The following is a 16,602-nucleotide window of genomic DNA, read 5'->3' as shown; positions in this document are numbered from 1 at the left end:
CCAGTAAGATGAAGGAATACGTCTTACTCATTGAACTGGGTGAAAAAAGACCATTGATTTTGTGATGATAAAAGGTAGAATCTCGACCGAAAGTAACACTTTCTCCTATCTAAGCCTGTGCGAACGTTGGCGTCATCGTTTGCTCAAGGCGACACAAGGTAACGGTTGTCAGGTTACATTGTGGGAATGCAGCACTATCCTCCGTTGTATTCTTCGAGCTGGACTCATCCATGACCTTTCTGCCTTTCGATGTGCTCCCGAGCAGGCAAATTCTTAGACACTGTACTGATCTTCATCTTCTATTTTTTCTACGCTGTTAGTGCGCCGTAAATTTGAGCATTTAGCGAAAGCCGCCGACTAAACCGTTTTCGTCTTTGGCGAAAATTACGCGTGTCGAAGTCAGTGCAACGTCTGCCACTCGCATTTTCTAATGCAAAACGTTCTTTTGTCTAAAAGGGGCTGACATGCCAACCAGTGCATTAAGCGAACGTACTATTCGTTTTTTGATTTTGATGATATTTCTCGCCGCAGCGATGGAGACGGACATTTATCTTCCGGCGTTTCCAGACATGATGGCTGCGTTTAACACCAATGAAACGATGATCCAACGCGTACTCAGTTTCAACTTTTTGGGTATTTGTGTTGCATCGTTAATTTATGGGCCGCTTTCTGATGCCATTGGGCGTCGTCATGTGCTTAACCTCGGCTATGCCTTGTTTATTCTCGGCAGTATTGGCTGTGTGTTTTCCAACAACATCGACATATTGATTTTCTGGCGCTTTGTTCAAGGCTTCGGCAGTGCGGCGTGCATGATCATCGGTGCGGCGATGGTATTTGATTTATACAAAGCCGAAAAAGCGGCTGAAATCGTGTCTGATTTGAACAGCTTGGTGGTGAGTATCATTGCCTTCGCCCCCATGCTCGGCGGTTGGATAAACTACCAGTTTGGTTACACCTATAACTTTGTGTTTATTGCTGCACTTACCATTGCTACAGGGCTGATTTGTTTTCTCAAATTGCCTGAATCCTTGCCGATAGAAAAGCGTAAACCGTTGTCAGTGAAAGGCATTGGACGCGACTATGTGACGGTATTGAAAAACGGTGAGTTCTGGGCAAACACCTTGATCACCACCATGATATTTTCCGGCTACATGATTTTCATTTCCAATATGCCGTTGATATTCGTGAACCACTTGGGTGTCGACAGCGCGGTGTTCCCGTTCTATCAAGTGAGTTTGCTGGTGGCCTTCGTGATTGCGAGCGTGAACAATGGGCGAATGATCAAAGGGTTTGGGGTGAATGGTTTACGTCGTTACGGCTTTCTAACCATTGTGTTGATGACCTTTGCCATGTTTGTCATACCCACGCATTGGCAGCAACACCCATTGTTGATCACTGCGCTGATGGTGATTTACTCACTCGGGGCGGGTGTGTGTATTGGTATTTTCTTCGCGCGTTCAATGGAAGCGGTACCTGAACAAACTGGCGTTAGCGCCTCATTAGTCACGGCAATTCGTTTGGCGCTTGTGGCAGTACTTATTGATATCAGCGGCGCGATGTTTGATGGCACCATGACGTCGGTGATTAACCTTATCAGCGGGTGTATTTTGATGAGTGTGGTGATCTATCTGTTGGATGAACATAGATCGAAACGACAAAAAGTGAACGTCGCTTTGTAGCCTTATCTACATTATAAAGATGAAAAAGCCTGCATGATGCAGGCTTTTTACGTCATATCCTGCTAAAACGCCAAAAACGGTATAGCTAGCTATCAACGCTGGCGATGCGATCAAACGGCAGAAAGCTGTAATGGAAACGTGTAATCCTGCAAGGCGTTTTCAATGGCAGCAATGGCCATTTTCACGCCAATGGGCACGTTGCCGTGAAATGGGTGGATGGCATACACGTTTACGCGCGGCATCTGAAAATCCGGCAACACGGGCTTGAGCGTTGGGTTTGCGGCCACAATAAAGTTGGGCAAAATACCCATGCCATAGCCTGACTCAATCAGAGCAAGCGTCGTTTGCATCGCGTTCGTTCTGTGTTGCGGTGAAAACGTGAGCGACAGCGTTTCATCAGTTTTGGGATTGTAGAGCTGATGCGCAATGAGGCGTGGTTGCCATTGATGAACCACATAGGGCACTTCATCCATGGGGGAGTCATTGCCAACAGCACAGCACAGCACGTCGCGAAATTCTCCAATGCGGCGCTGTTTGTAATTGCTGTGCGCGGAATTACCCGCCCGAATGGCAAGGTCGATATTGTTCTCCATCAAATCGAGCTGACTGTCATCGTTGATCAGATCTAACTCCACATCTGGAAACTCAGAGAATGTGTCTAGCAGCGCAGGAACAACCAATGAAGACATCAACGCGTTCGGTGCTGTGAGGGTGATCTTCCCCTTTGGCACAGTCTGCTGAATCTTCATGTCTTCCCATGCTTGCTCTGCGAGCCGATGCATTTCACAGCAGTATTTGTAGAACTGCTCACCCGTTTGGGTCAGAGATTGACGACGCGTTGTTCTTTTAAGCAAGGTCGTTGCTAGCTCTTCTTCGAGTTGTTTTAAGGACTGACTAACGACGGACTTCGAGATATCGAGTTTGTCCGCAGCCTTTGTGATGGAACCTGCTTCGACCACGTTCATGAACAAGGTCATTTTTCTAAGTTTATTCATATTGTCTTGTATGGACGAACAATGCGTTTGTTTTACTTTATTTATCTTATCTAATCATGTTTCTACACTTAGTCCTTTCACATATGTAAGACAAGGCTAAATTAATGAACAACTCAGAAGAGCTTTCTATCTACAATGCAGGCATAAAAGCGTGGCAAGATGCCTTTAACAATCAAGATGCAGCGGGCTGCGCAGCACAATATGCAGACCACACGACTTTGATGGTCGCACGACCATTTGGTGAGTTTACCGGGCATGAAGAAATCCAAGCGTTTTGGCAGCAAATCATCGATCAGGGCTTTACCGATGTTGAGTATACGAATGTGACGTGGAAACCCGCAGAGGGTGATGAAGGGTATATTCTTTGTGCTGACTGGACCATGAACAAAGCATTTGGTGTTGTTCATCATGAGCATTGGAAAATCCAAGAAGACGGCAAAGCGCGTTTGGTGTTTGATGAATTTGAAGTGCAGGGCGAACGTTAATTGTCTCTATTGACCCTCTGTGCCTAAATAACCCAAAGATACCCGTATCAGAGGCCATCAGTGCGTTCAATTCGAGGCGAATTTCGCGACGAATAGCATCCTATTTTCGTGTGATTTAACAAAGAAGTGAGCGGATTGAGGGCCTCGTTTCGGGTTATAGACCTCGCTGCGTTTAATACGCCTTTCACCAGCACACATTTCACCACCAAAGGTGAACAGTCCCTAGGCTGGTCAAAGGTGTTTCACCAAATCTCTGATGGCATCGATCACGATTTTAGGTTCTTCTGCGGGAATGAAATGGCCGCTGTTTGCCGTAAAAATGTGGTGACTTAACGGTGATAAGTTTGTCATTTCTTTGTGCAGTTTTGTTTTATCTCTGAGCATCGATGGGCGTTGTAGCCAAGGCGGAGCATCAGGCTTTGTGCTTGTCAGTATTTTTATGGGGATGTGAGGAAAGGCACCTTCATGCTCAATCATACTCGCGGTGTTTTCTAAATGATTCAACTCTGAAAGCGGGAACAGTTTCTTCATTGTCCATAGAAGACTTTTTTGTAGTGCATTGAGGTGACCACTGAGCATGCTTAACTGTTTAGGGTGTGTGGGATCGACAAAAACGATCCCAGAGACGTTTTCTGGGTATCTTCTTGCATAGAGATTGGCAAGCAGTCCGCCGCTTGAATGACCTATTAGAATGTAAGGAGGGGCAAGCTTCAGAGCACTCAATAGATGATTCAGTGTTTCGATAATTTCGTCACCTGTTTGGGCTCGAACAGGTTTACTGCTTTTTCCTCTGCCGGGGCGATTGAACAGCAATACGTTACCTAGCAGAGAGATACTAGAGGTAACGTCATTCCACGAGCGTTGGAAGTCTAGGCCATCTCCGTTTAAGAAGATAAACACGGTTGATTCAGTCCCAAAGACGGTATTCAATGTGCTGTTCATTGAGTGAAATGATATCACTCATCATTGGTCGTGATCCCCTCGTATGCTCCTGGGGTGCTCACTGCTTTGATGTGAACACAGACTCGCCACAGAATCGCAATCGACCACCCTTGAAAGAGGACGACCTCAAATGGGGTTGTGACTATCTCTCCATGCGCACCAAAGGTAAACGCATAGTAAACAGCAAGGATGACGATAATGGGAATCAACAGCAATAAAAACCGGATGGTGACAACAATGCTAATGCTCAAAAATCGACCAAGGAAGTCAGTGCCTTTATGTCCCCCATTACTTCTGTACGCAAACATGCAGCCAAAGAACATGACGAGTATATTCATGAAAGATAATACATAATCCCAGTCATGATAGGGCTCAGCCGGAAACATGTAGGACGCTTCTATAAAGAGAGCAATGAGGATAAAGTAAATAAGTCCATACAGAAATCGGTCTTTTTCTGAAAACGAACCTGACTTAATGTCTTCTTTTAAACGTTCAATTTTCCACACGCGCATTTTGGTTGTTGGCCTTATTTTACTTGGCTAATAGGGTCAAAAAACTAGCAAAGGATGTATTCTTTTGGGAATGAGCAAGCGCGTTGTGCGACGCGGTATTAATAATTTTTGCAACGTTCACTGAAATGAGTGTGCTAGCTGGATTATTTTTTCGCGTTTTTTAGGTGAAAGAAGCCACCTCTTTTTCCGTTAAATCTCGCCATTTTCCTTCTTCCAGATCAAGTAACACCTCTCCAATGCGCTCGCGATGTAACGAAACAACGCGGTTCCCTATGGCAGAAAACATGCGCTTTACTTGATGGAACTTCCCTTCGGTGATGGTGAGCGTGACCTCTTTAGGGCTAACGATGTTGAGCTTGGCGGGCAAAGTTGGTTTGTCTTCGCCCTGCAACAGGACGCCGCGTTCAAATTGCTCTGCTGCATCATCACGGATGGGACGAGAAAGCCCAACGCGGTAGACTTTTTCACAGTGCTTGCTGGGTGTGGTGATATTAAAAGACCAATGCCCATCGTCAGTGATCAAAACCAAACCCGTTGTGTCTGCGTCTAATCGTCCTGCGATATGCAGTTCTTCTGTGTGCTCGATATGAGTGTCGTTAAACAAAGAGGGATAGGCTTCATCCACATTGGAACAAATGGTGCCTGCTGGTTTGTGCATCAATATGTAGCGGAAAGGGCGAGGCGAGAGTGTTTCACCATTTAGCATTACCGCGTTGCTTTCATGTACCTGCGATCTTTCGTTTTTCACGATCTCTCCGTTTACCGAAACAGCACCATGTTGAATGTATTGGATGGCGTCGGAGCGGGTTAACGTGGTGCTTTTACAAACAAACTTATCAAGGCGCATTTAGAGCACTTTTTCCAGCAAGAGGAGAGGGCGCATTATCCTCTCACCAATTGAATTAGCAACCTGAAATCGCCGCCTTACTACTTATCAAACCTGCCCGCGTACATTACAACATCAAGTGTCACGCGTTTCTTTTCCTCTCGATTTAGCCAGCACTTTTCCAGTTCAAGTCAGACACATTGCTCTTTTCTAAGTGCTCCAGATACAAAAAAAGGCCGATTGCTCGGCCTTTTCTTAGGGGGAGGTGTTACTGAGTTATGCCGGTTTCAAATCGTCTTGGTTTTCTTCTTCCAGACGTTTGCGCTCACGCATCAATTCATTGAAAGCCATGCGCGCTTGTTGTGCTGCTTCAGACGCTTGAAGCTTGTGCTCTTTGGCTGCCATGGCTTCGTCTGTTAAGCGTTGTATTTCGTCCAATTGCGCTTGAGGCGCGTCGCCGAGCTCCATGCCAGATTCGCCTTGTGAAAGGGCAGTGGCACGAATTTCTTTCTTCAGGTTCCAAATCGCGTTCAGTTTTTCACGCTCTTCTTCTGCTGCGGCAACTGCTTCATCTTTCAGGCTCTCAAACTTAGCCATCGCCATGCCTTCTTTTGACCATGGGTCAACGTCTGGGAACTCTTCAATGTTGATAACAGGGTCGATGTAACCTTCTTGGTGAGAAAGGTCTAGTGTCGCCGCTTTCACGCCTGAAATCATTAACATCACAGCAATAACCAGTAGTGGTAAACCACCGACAATAGCTGCTGTTTGAAGTGTCGCAAGGCCGCCCATGAACATCAGTACCGATGGCATGAATGACAGGGTAAATGCCCAGAACAGACGGTTCCAACGCATTGGGTCTTCAGTTACGTTGTTCTGAACCACAGACGCCAGAATGAACGAGATGGAGTCAAACGTTGTTGCGGTGAAGATAATACAAAGTACGGTGAATACCGCGATCACCACGGTGCTCATCGGCAATGTTTCAAGAATTGAGAAGATGGCGCGAGTAGGACCTTCAGAGTTCAGGATGCTCACCACATCAAGCTGACCAGACAGTTGTAGCGACAGACCGTAGTTACCCAAGATCATGAAGTACAGTGCACAGCCTAGTGAACCGAAGAAGATAGAACCTGACACCATTTGCTTGATGGTACGACCGCGAGAAATTCGCGCAACGAACAAGCCCATGCTTGGTGCAAACACTAGCCACCATGCCCAGTAGAAAATGGTCCAATCTTGTGGGAAGTGGGTATCCTCAAACGTACCGTAACCGCCGAATGGTTCTGCCCATGTTGCCATGATGAAGAAGTTCGACAGCATGCGACCAATTGAATCTAGGCCAGTCTCCAACATGAACAAGGTTGGTCCTGCGAACAATACGAACGCTAGAAGACCTAATGCACCCCAGAAGTTGATGTTACTCAGTACCTTGATGCCATCATCCATACCTTTGTAAGACGAGTAAGCAAACAGCGCCGTACATAGCAACAACACACCGATTTGTGAGGTCGTTGAAGAAGGAATGCCGAATAGGTAGCTGATACCTTCGTTGATCAGCGGCGCTGCAAGACCAAGCGTAGTTGCTGCACCACCAAGTAGACCAAAGATGAACAGTACATCGATAAGTTTACCGGTTTTACCGTGGCTACGCGCTTCGCCAATCACGGGCATTAACGCTGCAGATACTTTCAATACGGGTTGCTTACGTACATAGAAGAAGTAAGCGATCGGAATTGCTGGGATCAAGTAGATCGACCATGCAATTGGACCCCAGTGGAAAATACCGTAGGTCGCTGCCCAGCGAACGGCTTCTTCACTGCCTGCTTCCAGTTGGAAAGGTGGATTCTGGTAGTAGTAAGCCCACTCGATCGTACCCCAGTAAAGGATACTCGCGCCGATACCACCACAGAACAGCATGGCTGCCCATGAACCCGTTGCGAATTCAGGTTTTTCGTCAGCATCGCCAAGTTTGATTTGGCCAATATCGCTGAAAACGATGTAGACCATGAAAAAGAAGGCGGCAATACCTAGACCAAGGTAAAGGAAACCGAGTTTATCGGTCATAAAGGTTTTCGCGATCGCAATCCACTCTGCGCCCTGAGTAGGCCAAACAAGAAGTGGGATGATCACGGAAAAGAGGAGCCCTAATGCGCCAAAAAAGGTTGGCTTGTCAATAAGCTGAAAGTGGCGTCCCATACGATGTGTATCTCCATTAATATGTAATCCAATGGAATTGTGATGTTTATGGCGCTAAGCATCAATTCACGCTGTTTGTGCTAATGAGCAAAGATTCTCATCATAATCACAGGGTGAATGTTTGTTGCTGGTATGCGTGCGATGTGTGAATGCAAATGCTGACGGCTTTGAACGGAAGAGTTAACGAAAGTGAGTGAATTAATAAGGTTTTTTTACGATCTGGATGTGTTTTGTACGCTTGGGTAAATAATTAGATTCAGACGTTTCGTCGTGTAATGATTTTTGTGAAGGGCGTGCTGTTTGCCTAACAAGTGACCATACGATCGTTGGATCATTGAACTGCGAACATGGATTTGGATGCAGGTGTAGATGTGAAGGCGCACTGTGATTATTGAGTGTCGAGGGCTCGTGAGCACAAAAAAGAGCGCGGGATTCGTTTCCGAAAACCCGCGTTCGATGTTTCATACTGTCGTTAGCTCGTTAGCTCGTTAGCTCGTTAGCTCGTTAGCTCGTTAGCCGTCATGTGAATGATCGCCCGAAATTCAGGCGATTTTTTCTGCCTGCATCAAGCGGTATTGTACCATGTCTTCAATGGTCAATACTGGCATGTCGTGCTTTTCACCGAATGCGATGATCTCTGGGGTTTTGGCCATTGAGCCATCTTCGTTCTGCACTTCGCACAATACACCGGCTGGCGATAATCCTGCCATTTGCATTAAATCAATGGTGCCTTCAGTGTGACCACGACGTGTTAATACGCCGCCGTTACGTGCACGAAGCGGGAATACATGGCCAGGGCGTGCCAAATCAGAAGGCTGTGCATCTGGGTTTGCGGCGGTTTTGATTGTGGTGACGCGGTCAGCGGCCGAAACACCTGTTGTCACACCGATCTTTGCTTCGATTGAAACAGTGAATGCGGTTTGGTTGGCGCTGTTGTTGTCTGCCACCATCGGGTTCAGCTCAAGTTTGTCCGCTTGAGCTTCTGGCAGGCACAAACAAACGATGCCGCTGCATTCACGGATCATGAGTGCCATCTGTTGATGGGTAAGGTGGTCGACAGAATAGATGATGTCGCCTTCATTCTCGCGGTCTTCGTCATCAAGCAGCAATACGCCTTTACCTTGACGAAGTGCTTCTAGCGCGGCTTCAACGCGTTCGAATGGGGTGCCTAGTGGAGCAAGTAGCGAAGTATGTGTCTGATTCATGGTAACTCCTATAGTACGTACCAGAATCAGGGCATAGATGAGCGGCATTCGAGAATTCGAATACGCACAATTTACCGATCAGCAGATGCCGGAAGCAGCTGCTGAATGGGTAAACATATCATCCTCTTTCATCCGGACTTTAACCGTCGGCCTTGGCATCTCACCAAGTCTGCTGACCCCGAACTAGGTTCGGGCGCTCGCGGGCTCGTCAATGGCATTCACTGACATACCGCCGGTGGGGAATTTCGCCCCGCCCTGAGAATAATTCATTGTGATGTTCTGATCGTTCAGAACATGCTGAGTTTACTGTGTTTCTCATCAAAAAGGGAAGAGGCGCGAGCTTGAGTGTTCAAAGAATGATCACGCTTCAGTGAAGTTCTCGGTTGAGCCCTCATATTTTCTGGTCTGTCGCTAATTTTGGGACGACATCAATGTGTGGCTTGGGTGTGATATGTGCGGATGACTATCTCGATGTTTACAGGTTGAGATGGCGGAGATACTCATTCGGCGTGCAACCTCTAACACGTTTGAAGGCTTTAATGAAACTCTGTGGATTCGTGTAGCCGAGCAGTTGTGCTATGTCGTCTGGCGCATAGCCCTTGAGTAAGTAACGCACGGCGATGTTATTCAGCACATACGCCAAGATGCTGGTAAACGAGAACCCAAGCTTTTGTAATCGACGTTGAAGTTGCTGTGGTGACAGTGCCAGTAGATTTGCGATGTGTTCTACGGTTGGCATGCCGTAATAACGCGCATAGTTCACTACTTCGTAAAGTGCTTTAGTGGGGTCATCCCGTTGGGGCATGTTGACCAATTCATCCAGTTCATTCAGTGACAGTATGGCTTCTCGGTTTTTCTCTATTGATGTGGTGTGTTCGAGTAACAATAGTTTGGTATCAAACCATACTTCGGTTTGCTCACAACCAGCTATGACTTGACAGCCAAACCATGCTTCAGCTTCTTCCACATCGATATTGGTACCTGCAAGGCGAACCATTAAGGGTGAATAGGGTGAGGTTTTTCTCTTTCCCTGCTGTTGAAAGCCATGGGGGGTGTCGTCGTTGGAGGTATCCACTGCGGGGGATGAGAAATGACGTAGAACTTGCGTAAACATGATGGCGACGCGTAAGGCATCGATGTCGGTAACATCTTCAGTAAACGCATTGTGATAACACCACTTGAGGATATGACCTGACTGACGACCTACGTAATGACCACTCGAATGAAAACAACTCATGCCGTAATTGATGCGTCGGAACGTAATGGATAAGTCGGGGGCGGATGTTAACCAGTTGGCGCAAACATTGATGTTTGCCACATCAAGAAACTCGGTGATGCGAAAAGGGAAATGTCGATCCCCAGTCAGTGTGACAATCGTGCGTAACCAACGGTTAATTTCCGAATGAGGGATCAATGCCATGTCGTCGGCGTAGAGAGAATGAGGAATACCAATCTGCGAAATGTTGAGTCGATAAACCTGCATAACACCGTTGATAAGCGGCTTGATGTACGCCATTCGGCAAAAAGTAATGTCGATCATGCTCTGCCATTATTTTGGATAGATTCGATCAATATACACGAAATAGTGAATCAATCGTTCCTTGATGTTGCATAAAAGAGACATCAATGTAACTATCTGTCCTCTTTTTATTTCTTGGAGACAGTGATGAGCCTTTTGGCGACACCTTTTGTTGATGCTTCAACGGATACTGTGCTGCATGTTATTGCAGCCGTGGTTTTAGTGGGTTCCGTTTGCGCCATTGCGTTCGGGTTCTGGAAAATTCATGAACTGCCTGTCAGCAAGGCAAAGAAAAAGCAACATCAGCAGATGGGGCTGATCACGGCACTCACGTGGATAGGCTTTTTGTGGCATTGGGTATGGGTGGTGGCGGTCATTGTTGCCTTTGTGGATAGTGACCAAGCACTTCGTCGCATTCGCGATATTTGGCGTGAACCTGCAAGAACATCCAATGATAAAGAAAAAGAGCAAGCTTCTGAGGGCGTTTCTGTCTCGCAACACACCCTGCCAGAACAAGGCGATCAAGATGTGAATAAAGAGGAGAAAACCAATGCTTGAAGGTTTAGCGGTATGGGCGTTGTTTATCTACCTCCTTCGCATGGTGGGAATGCCTTGGAATTTATATAGCAAGCTGTTCGCCTACATTGGTGGTGGCGCGTGGTTGTTGTTCGTTTGGATTGGATTGCTGAACTACACGCCAATGGATCTCTCTGGTGGCTCTGTTGTTCAATCACCACACATTCAGCTTCGTCCGGGTTCAAGCCAAGTGCGAGGCAACGTTGACGAGATTTTTGTTTCGCCAAACGAAGAAGTGAAGAAAGGCCAGTTGGTGTATTCCATTGAAGATGAGCCTTATCAAATCGCGTTAAATCGCGCCATTGTTGCTGAGAATTCTGCGCAGATCGCGTTGGATGTTTCTAAGCAAGATGTCACGTTGACAGAGCAACAATACCAAGCAACGAAAGCGGATCTGAATGTGCTTGAAAGCCAATTGAATGCGGCACAAGAAGACGCGAAATGGAAAGAGAGTCAGTTAAATCGCTACCTACAACAGAACCGAAAAGCACCGAACACGGTCGCGACCTCGGTACTTGATGAACAACGTAACAAAGTGCAATTGGCGAAATCGCAGGTAAGTACGCTTGAAACGCAGATCGTAAAAGCGGAGATCGGCGTGGAACATGCCCGATTAAGCCAAGAGAAATCCGTGCTTGCTGTCGCTGCTAAACGTGCAGAACTCGATAATGCCGTTGAAGCTGTTTCTCAAGCGCAATGGAATTTAGAACAAACTCAAATCATTGCGCCTGCAGATGGGTATGTGACCAACTTCATCATGCGTGAAGGCCAATATGTGGGTGTGTTACCGCGCTTACATATGTATACCGATGAAAAATACGTCTTGATGCGCGTGAATCACCAAGCGATTCGTAACGTTAAAGTCGGCCAATACGCGGAGTTTGCAAGCCCTGTGTATCCGGGAAAAATCTTCAAAGCAGAAGTGGAAGGCATTGTAGAAGCGACCGGAGAATCACAAGGTAAATTGCTTGCACTCGAAGAGGGTGTGCGCGTGACGACGGGAGCAAACCTGAAGAACAAACATCACTTTGTTCGCTTGAAGCTAGCTGAGCCTGAAGGGTATGACATTCCCGTTGGTGCTGTTGGGTTGGCATGGATCTCGGGTGAAAAGCCCATCGCCTTCATGAGCTTCCTTGATGTGGTTCGTGGCATCATTATCCGCATGAAAGCACAGCTCTACTTCGTACACTCGGTGTAACGAAAACCAAACGCAGCAACCTAACTAAAAGGGCCCGAAAGGGCCTTTTTTCTTGCCCTTGCTACGACGGCGGCGTATTAAGTTAGCCAATCTTTAAATGCACCAAAACAACACCAGTTGTAAGCAGCCAATAAGGCGGAGAAAAATGAGTGTGGTAGGGCAATCTCCCAAAGGGTTAAAAGCGATCGCAACGTTGGAAGCATTGAAAGGCGTGCTCTCTTTTGCTGTGGGTTTTGCTTTGCATGAATTGGGTGGGAAAGAAATCCAACATCTTTGCGAAGCCTTGCTGCAACATTTGCACTTAAACCCTGCCAGTGAAATACCCAGTGTGATTATGCACTCAGCTTACAAGATCAACGATCACAACCTGACATTGTTGGCTTTAGGCTCAGTGCTGTATGCGACGATAAGGTTAGTGGAAGCATTTGGGCTTTGGCGTGGGTATGCGTGGACGGAATGGTTTGCATTGGCAAGCGGTGCCGTGTACCTGCCGTTTGAAATTTACGCCGTGGCGACAGAAGGGAAAATGCTTCCTGTGCTGGCGTTGGTCGTAAACCTTGTCGTGGTGGCATACATGGCCATGGTGATCCTCCAGCGTCGAAAAGAAAAACACGCGTTGCCGTAACCTGCATTGCTCATCTTCAATTCCGCCGCGCTTCTCCTTTGTGATGAGCGCGGCGGTTTCATTTATGGCTTAGGTTTTGCTCCAGTTGGTTGTGTGTGGCTAGGTTGTGCCTCGTCACCCGATATTTCTGTTTTTGCTTCGCGTTCTACGCCGTCTTCAGCATTACTTTGAGTGGCTTTTTGTTTTGTTAAGGCGCGTTGTAATAGTTGGCTGTAAAGTGGTTTACCGCCCATCACTTGCGCCGTCATGGTTGCGCCTAACGTTGTAATGAGCAGTGGTAATATCAACTCGTAGTTATGCGTGAGTTCCATCACCAATAAAATGCCCGTGATCGGCGCACGCACGGTGGCAGCAAAAAGCGCCCCCATGCCCGCCACGGCAAACATGCCCGCGGTGATGTCCATGTGCGGGAAAAGGTGCATGCAAAACAGACCAAACCCTGTACCGAACAGTGTACCTAGCGCCAGCATAGGCGCGAACACACCACCGGGCGCACCAGATCCAAAACAGACGAGGGTGGTGATCAAGCGGGCAATGAACAGGAATGCCAACATGGAAAGGGCGAAATCGCCATGTACGGAATCAGGAATGAGTTCGACGCCTTCACCTGTGAGTGTCGGCAGCAGAAAGAGCATCAAGCCGAACATCGCCCCAAGCCCCGCACCGACAGCGACGAACCGTTTGGTGTCGTGCTGGTGGAAGCGCTCAAAGCTGTCCATGGTGATCACCACCATGCGGTTAAACATCACGCCAATAAAACCAAATATCAGCCCTAACACCAGAAACAGCGCCAAAGCGGCCAGCGGCACGTCGGCATGAGCAGGCAAAGGGATCATCGCCCCTTGCCCTTGCAAGCTGCGATATACCACAGTGGCGGTAATCGCAGCAATCATCACGGCTTTGATGGAGATGAGGTTGTACTTAAATTGCGGCCGCATTTCCTCAACCACAAACATGATTCCCGCCAGCGGCGCATTGAATGCCGCAGCAAGCCCTGCTGCAGCGCCAGAAGCCAGTAAGGTGTGGCGGCCTTCGTCGTCTTTTATGCGGAAAATATCCGTGAGCATACGCCCAACGCTTGCCCCCATCTGCACAGAAGGCCCTTCGCGACCCAACACAAGCCCCGCACCAATGGTACCGACACCACCAAAGAATTTCACAGGAATAACGCGCCACCAACGCACGGCCCTGAGGTTATCCAGCGCACCTTCAATTTCAGGAATGCCAGACCCCGCAGCTTCAGGCGCAACACGGTTAACCAAGAAAAACCCAAATGCGGATAGCAAGGTGCTGGTGATCACCACGGCAGCAATCGTTAGAACATCAACTCCTCCGTCAGTTTTCACCCAGTGCGAACGTTCGTTGACGAGCCAATCAATCACTATGTCGAAAGCCGTGCACAGTAAACCTGCGAACAGGCCAACAATGGCGGAAAGCAACAGCACTGACAGCGGGCTTCGATGATGAGAAACAAATCGACGAACAACCTTAGTGGGCTGTTCTGTGACCTGAGCGCTTGTGGCGTCAGAATGCGTCGGTTCGGCCTGTACTGTTTCGATGTAGGTTTCTTGTATGCTGACAGGTTGTTTATTGTTTGAGTTTGAAGTCATTGCGCGTGTCCAAAGCGATCTCTCTTTTCCCAGCGTAGAAGAATTCGCCGCAAAGGCGTTTGCAGGAAATGATACAAAGTAAAATCAGAGCATTAAGCCTTAGCAAAATACCTGAATAAGCGATCTTGAGAAGGGTGGCGACCTATGTTGCTCGAAGGCGTATGTCGCGCTTATCGCACGTAAGGTGGGGAGTGGTAATCAGAGACGCGGTGTTGATGCGCTTTGGTTGTATCGAAGAGTGGCAAGCTAGGGCAATTGTGTTGATTCATATCCCGTGGCCTAATTCCTGAGTGATTAATGTTTCGCTCTTCATCTTGTTTGAATGCGCGCGACTCAGAGGGAAAACTGCACAAGAAATTGTGCGCCAAATCACACTGGATTTTATAGATCGATATCAATGTTTCCCGATAAATCGAAGAAGAGACGAACACACAATCCCTGTGCAATCTCTTCTTATATAAAGGATTCTGATGGTGGAGGCAGAGCCCTTACTCGCCATACAGGTGAACGAGAAGGGCTGTTGTCATTATCGCGTGAGATTATGCCGCGAGGATTGTTTTCAGATCGGCTTCAACGGTTGATATCGAACGCATGTCGAATTTCTCTTGAATAATGGCAATCAAGTTATCTGTTAGGAAGGCGGGGGCGGTTGGGCCGGTATAAATGCCTTTAACGCCCAGCGCGAACAAGGTGAGCAAAATCACGATGGCTTTTTGTTCGAACCATGACAATACCAAGGTCAACGGCAATTCGTTGATGTCACATTCTAATTCCTTCGCTAACGCCAAAGCAAGTTGGATCGCGGAGTAGGCATCATTACATTGGCCCACATCTAACAAGCGCGGAATGCCGTTAATGTCACCGAATTGGTTTTTATTGAAGCGGAATTTGCCGCAGGCCAATGTCAGGATCACGGAATCTGCGGGTGCTTGAGTGGTGAAGTCGGTGTAGTAGCTGCGCTCGGATTTGTCGCCGTCACACCCGCCCACCAAGAAGAAGTGGCTGATGTTGCCTTTTTTCACTTCATCAATCACCGCCGGTGCCGCGTTCATGAGTGCATTGCGACCAAAACCAACGGTGATCATGTGTTCGATTTCGTCGTACTGGAAACCCGGTTGCGCGAGCGCCGCGTCGATCACGTCGCTGAAATCATCCCTTTCAATGTGTGCAACACCCGGCCAACCCACAATGCTGCGTGTGAACAGACGGTCTGCATATTGACCCACATTCGGGTTCAGTAGGCAGTTTGAAGTCATTACAATCGCGCCTGGGAAGTTGGCGAATTCTTTTTGTTGGTTTTGCCATGCGCTACCGTAGTTGCCGACAAGGTGAGAGTATTTATTCAGTTCTGGATAGCCGTGGGCGGGTAGCATTTCGCCATTGGTGTAGACGTTAATGCCTTTGCCTTCGGTTTGTTGCAAAATTTTCTCTAAGTCATGTAAATCATGACCTGAGACCAAAATGCATTGGCCTTTGACTGGCTTCACGTTGACCTGGGTCGGTGCTGGGTGGCCAAAGGTTTGAGTTTCGCCAGAATCCAGCATTTCCATGACGCTGTAATTCATCAAGCCAATTTTCATTGAGCAATCAAGCAGCGCACCCAAGTCTTCTGGATCGGTGCCTAGCCATGCCATGATCTCGTGATATTCACCATAAATCTCGTTGTTGGTTTGACCCAATACCAGTGCGTGCTCCATATAGGCGGCGCCACCTTTCAAGCCATACAAGCATAATAGACGCAGACCAATGACATCTTTATGCACAATGTCTTTACCACGGTTAACGGCAACCTGCGGCGCGAAGGCAAGGATCGCTTCTGCGGTATCTGGCATTTCAAACGTGGCAACGTCTGGCAATTCAGGTAGGGCTTTGTCCGCCAATTGATAAGCCGCTCGTACGTGTTGTTCAAGGTATGCTTTGAATACAGACGCTTTATGTGTGAGTTCAAGAATTCGCTCAGGGTCGAAGTTAACGTTGGTAAGAGTTGAGAAAAATGCCTTCGGTGCCCAGTGGTTGATTTCATCATTGATGATGTCGAATTCGTGCGCGATATCCGCCCAGAAAGATACCCCTTGCAATGCGTACACCAACACATCTTGCAGGTCTGATACTTCTGCCGTTTTGCCGCACATCCCTTTTGCGAATGAGCAGCCTTTGATGGTTGGGGTTTGAATTGTCTGCTCACATTGAATACAGAACATAAGTGGGTCTCCAGTGTTTATTGATTTAAT

The 16,602-nt window shown here is 47.7% G+C and carries 14 protein-coding genes and 1 riboswitch; of the genes, 5 read left to right on the top strand and 9 right to left on the bottom strand.

Features of this window, described 5'->3' with window-relative positions; all coding sequences use genetic code 11:
* The first annotated feature begins 464 nt into the window (after positions 1–464).
* Positions 465–1,679 (top strand): multidrug effflux MFS transporter, encoded by a 1,215-nt coding sequence (locus tag BM082_RS05665; RefSeq protein WP_017009828.1) that lies wholly within the window; start codon positions 465–467, stop codon positions 1,677–1,679.
* Between the two features lie 110 nt (positions 1,680–1,789).
* On the opposite strand, the gene BM082_RS05660 is transcribed toward BM082_RS05665, so the two are convergent.
* A complete protein-coding gene (locus BM082_RS05660) occupies positions 1,790–2,656 on the bottom strand; it encodes a LysR family transcriptional regulator (RefSeq protein WP_017014703.1) in 867 nt (288 codons plus the stop codon).
* Between the two features lie 122 nt (positions 2,657–2,778).
* On the opposite strand from BM082_RS05660, the gene BM082_RS05655 reads away from it, so the two are divergent.
* On the top strand, positions 2,779–3,159 hold the full coding sequence (locus BM082_RS05655) for a nuclear transport factor 2 family protein (protein ID WP_017009830.1): 381 nt from the start codon (positions 2,779–2,781) through the stop codon (positions 3,157–3,159).
* 231 nt (positions 3,160–3,390) lie between these two features.
* Here BM082_RS05655 and BM082_RS05650 read toward each other — a convergent pair whose 3' ends face one another.
* The 6 genes from BM082_RS05650 to BM082_RS05625 form a co-directional block, all read right to left on the bottom strand.
* A complete protein-coding gene (locus BM082_RS05650) occupies positions 3,391–4,101 on the bottom strand; it encodes an alpha/beta fold hydrolase (RefSeq protein ID WP_244275938.1) in 711 nt (236 codons plus the stop codon).
* Positions 4,102–4,115: 14 nt separating this feature from the next.
* Complete coding sequence (locus BM082_RS05645) at positions 4,116–4,613, bottom strand: hypothetical protein (RefSeq protein ID WP_074925669.1); 498 nt, start codon at positions 4,611–4,613, stop codon at positions 4,116–4,118.
* A gap of 160 nt (positions 4,614–4,773) precedes the next feature.
* Positions 4,774–5,460, bottom strand: coding sequence for a pseudouridine synthase (locus tag BM082_RS05640; protein WP_074925666.1), 687 nt, complete (start codon positions 5,458–5,460; stop codon positions 4,774–4,776).
* Positions 5,461–5,715: 255 nt separating this feature from the next.
* Entirely contained in the window at positions 5,716–7,638 is a 1,923-nt protein-coding gene (locus BM082_RS05635; protein ID WP_074925663.1) for a BCCT family transporter, read from the bottom strand.
* Positions 7,639–8,180: 542 nt separating this feature from the next.
* On the bottom strand, positions 8,181–8,843 hold the full coding sequence (gene ribB / locus BM082_RS05630) for a 3,4-dihydroxy-2-butanone-4-phosphate synthase (RefSeq protein WP_074925660.1): 663 nt from the start codon (positions 8,841–8,843) through the stop codon (positions 8,181–8,183).
* A gap of 116 nt (positions 8,844–8,959) precedes the next feature.
* A riboswitch (FMN riboswitch) is annotated at positions 8,960–9,110 on the bottom strand.
* Between the two features lie 208 nt (positions 9,111–9,318).
* Positions 9,319–10,383, bottom strand: coding sequence for a helix-turn-helix domain-containing protein (locus BM082_RS05625; protein ID WP_074925657.1), 1,065 nt, complete (start codon positions 10,381–10,383; stop codon positions 9,319–9,321).
* 126 nt (positions 10,384–10,509) lie between these two features.
* Here BM082_RS05625 and BM082_RS05620 point away from each other — a divergent pair, with 126 nt between their 5' ends.
* The 3 genes from BM082_RS05620 (at position 10,510) to BM082_RS05610 (ending at position 12,761) form a co-directional block, all read left to right on the top strand.
* A complete protein-coding gene (locus BM082_RS05620) occupies positions 10,510–10,920 on the top strand; it encodes a hypothetical protein (protein ID WP_017009837.1) in 411 nt (136 codons plus the stop codon).
* Positions 10,913–12,136 carry an HlyD family secretion protein gene (locus tag BM082_RS05615; RefSeq protein ID WP_074925654.1) on the top strand — a complete coding sequence of 408 codons (1,224 nt, stop codon included), beginning with the start codon at positions 10,913–10,915 and terminating at the stop codon, positions 12,134–12,136. Before BM082_RS05620 ends, BM082_RS05615 begins: the two co-directional genes overlap by 8 nt.
* Before the next feature lie 145 nt (positions 12,137–12,281).
* Positions 12,282–12,761: a DUF2127 domain-containing protein gene (locus BM082_RS05610; RefSeq protein WP_074925652.1), complete on the top strand. Its 480-nt coding sequence runs from the start codon at positions 12,282–12,284 to the stop codon at positions 12,759–12,761.
* A 62-nt stretch (positions 12,762–12,823) separates the two neighbouring features.
* Here the strand turns inward: BM082_RS05610 and clcA are convergent, their stop codons facing one another.
* Positions 12,824–14,371 (bottom strand): H(+)/Cl(-) exchange transporter ClcA, encoded by a 1,548-nt coding sequence (gene clcA, locus BM082_RS05605; RefSeq protein WP_083417911.1) that lies wholly within the window; start codon positions 14,369–14,371, stop codon positions 12,824–12,826.
* Positions 14,372–14,910: 539 nt separating this feature from the next.
* Positions 14,911–16,572 (bottom strand): hydroxylamine reductase, encoded by a 1,662-nt coding sequence (hcp, locus tag BM082_RS05600; protein WP_074925650.1) that lies wholly within the window; start codon positions 16,570–16,572, stop codon positions 14,911–14,913.
* Positions 16,573–16,602 lie beyond the last annotated feature (30 nt).

The sequence above is a fragment of the Enterovibrio norvegicus DSM 15893 genome, assembly GCF_900115495.1.
In the GTDB taxonomy this organism is placed as follows: Bacteria; Pseudomonadota; Gammaproteobacteria; order Enterobacterales; family Vibrionaceae; genus Enterovibrio; species Enterovibrio norvegicus.
Note: the sequence above shows the minus strand (reverse complement) of the source record. Positions and strands in the feature narration are given on the sequence as shown.

Bases quoted from the DNA above. Each gene is read 5' to 3' on its own strand.
- BM082_RS05665 (WP_017009828.1), top strand. From the start codon at position 465: ATGCCAACCAGTGCATTAAGCGAACGTACTATTCGTTTTTTGATTTTG.
- BM082_RS05660 (WP_017014703.1), bottom strand. From the start codon at position 2,656: ATGACCTTGTTCATGAACGTGGTCGAAGCAGGTTCCATCACAAAGGCT.
- BM082_RS05655 (WP_017009830.1), top strand. From the start codon at position 2,779: ATGAACAACTCAGAAGAGCTTTCTATCTACAATGCAGGCATAAAAGCG.
- BM082_RS05650 (WP_244275938.1), bottom strand. From the start codon at position 4,101: ATGAACAGCACATTGAATACCGTCTTTGGGACTGAATCAACCGTGTTT.
- BM082_RS05645 (WP_074925669.1), bottom strand. From the start codon at position 4,613: ATGCGCGTGTGGAAAATTGAACGTTTAAAAGAAGACATTAAGTCAGGT.
- BM082_RS05640 (WP_074925666.1), bottom strand. From the start codon at position 5,460: ATGCGCCTTGATAAGTTTGTTTGTAAAAGCACCACGTTAACCCGCTCC.
- BM082_RS05635 (WP_074925663.1), bottom strand. From the start codon at position 7,638: ATGGGACGCCACTTTCAGCTTATTGACAAGCCAACCTTTTTTGGCGCA.
- ribB (WP_074925660.1), bottom strand. From the start codon at position 8,843: ATGAATCAGACACATACTTCGCTACTTGCTCCACTAGGCACCCCATTC.
- BM082_RS05625 (WP_074925657.1), bottom strand. From the start codon at position 10,383: ATGATCGACATTACTTTTTGCCGAATGGCGTACATCAAGCCGCTTATC.
- BM082_RS05620 (WP_017009837.1), top strand. From the start codon at position 10,510: ATGAGCCTTTTGGCGACACCTTTTGTTGATGCTTCAACGGATACTGTG.
- BM082_RS05615 (WP_074925654.1), top strand. From the start codon at position 10,913: ATGCTTGAAGGTTTAGCGGTATGGGCGTTGTTTATCTACCTCCTTCGC.
- BM082_RS05610 (WP_074925652.1), top strand. From the start codon at position 12,282: ATGAGTGTGGTAGGGCAATCTCCCAAAGGGTTAAAAGCGATCGCAACG.
- clcA (WP_083417911.1), bottom strand. From the start codon at position 14,371: ATGACTTCAAACTCAAACAATAAACAACCTGTCAGCATACAAGAAACC.
- hcp (WP_074925650.1), bottom strand. From the start codon at position 16,572: ATGTTCTGTATTCAATGTGAGCAGACAATTCAAACCCCAACCATCAAA.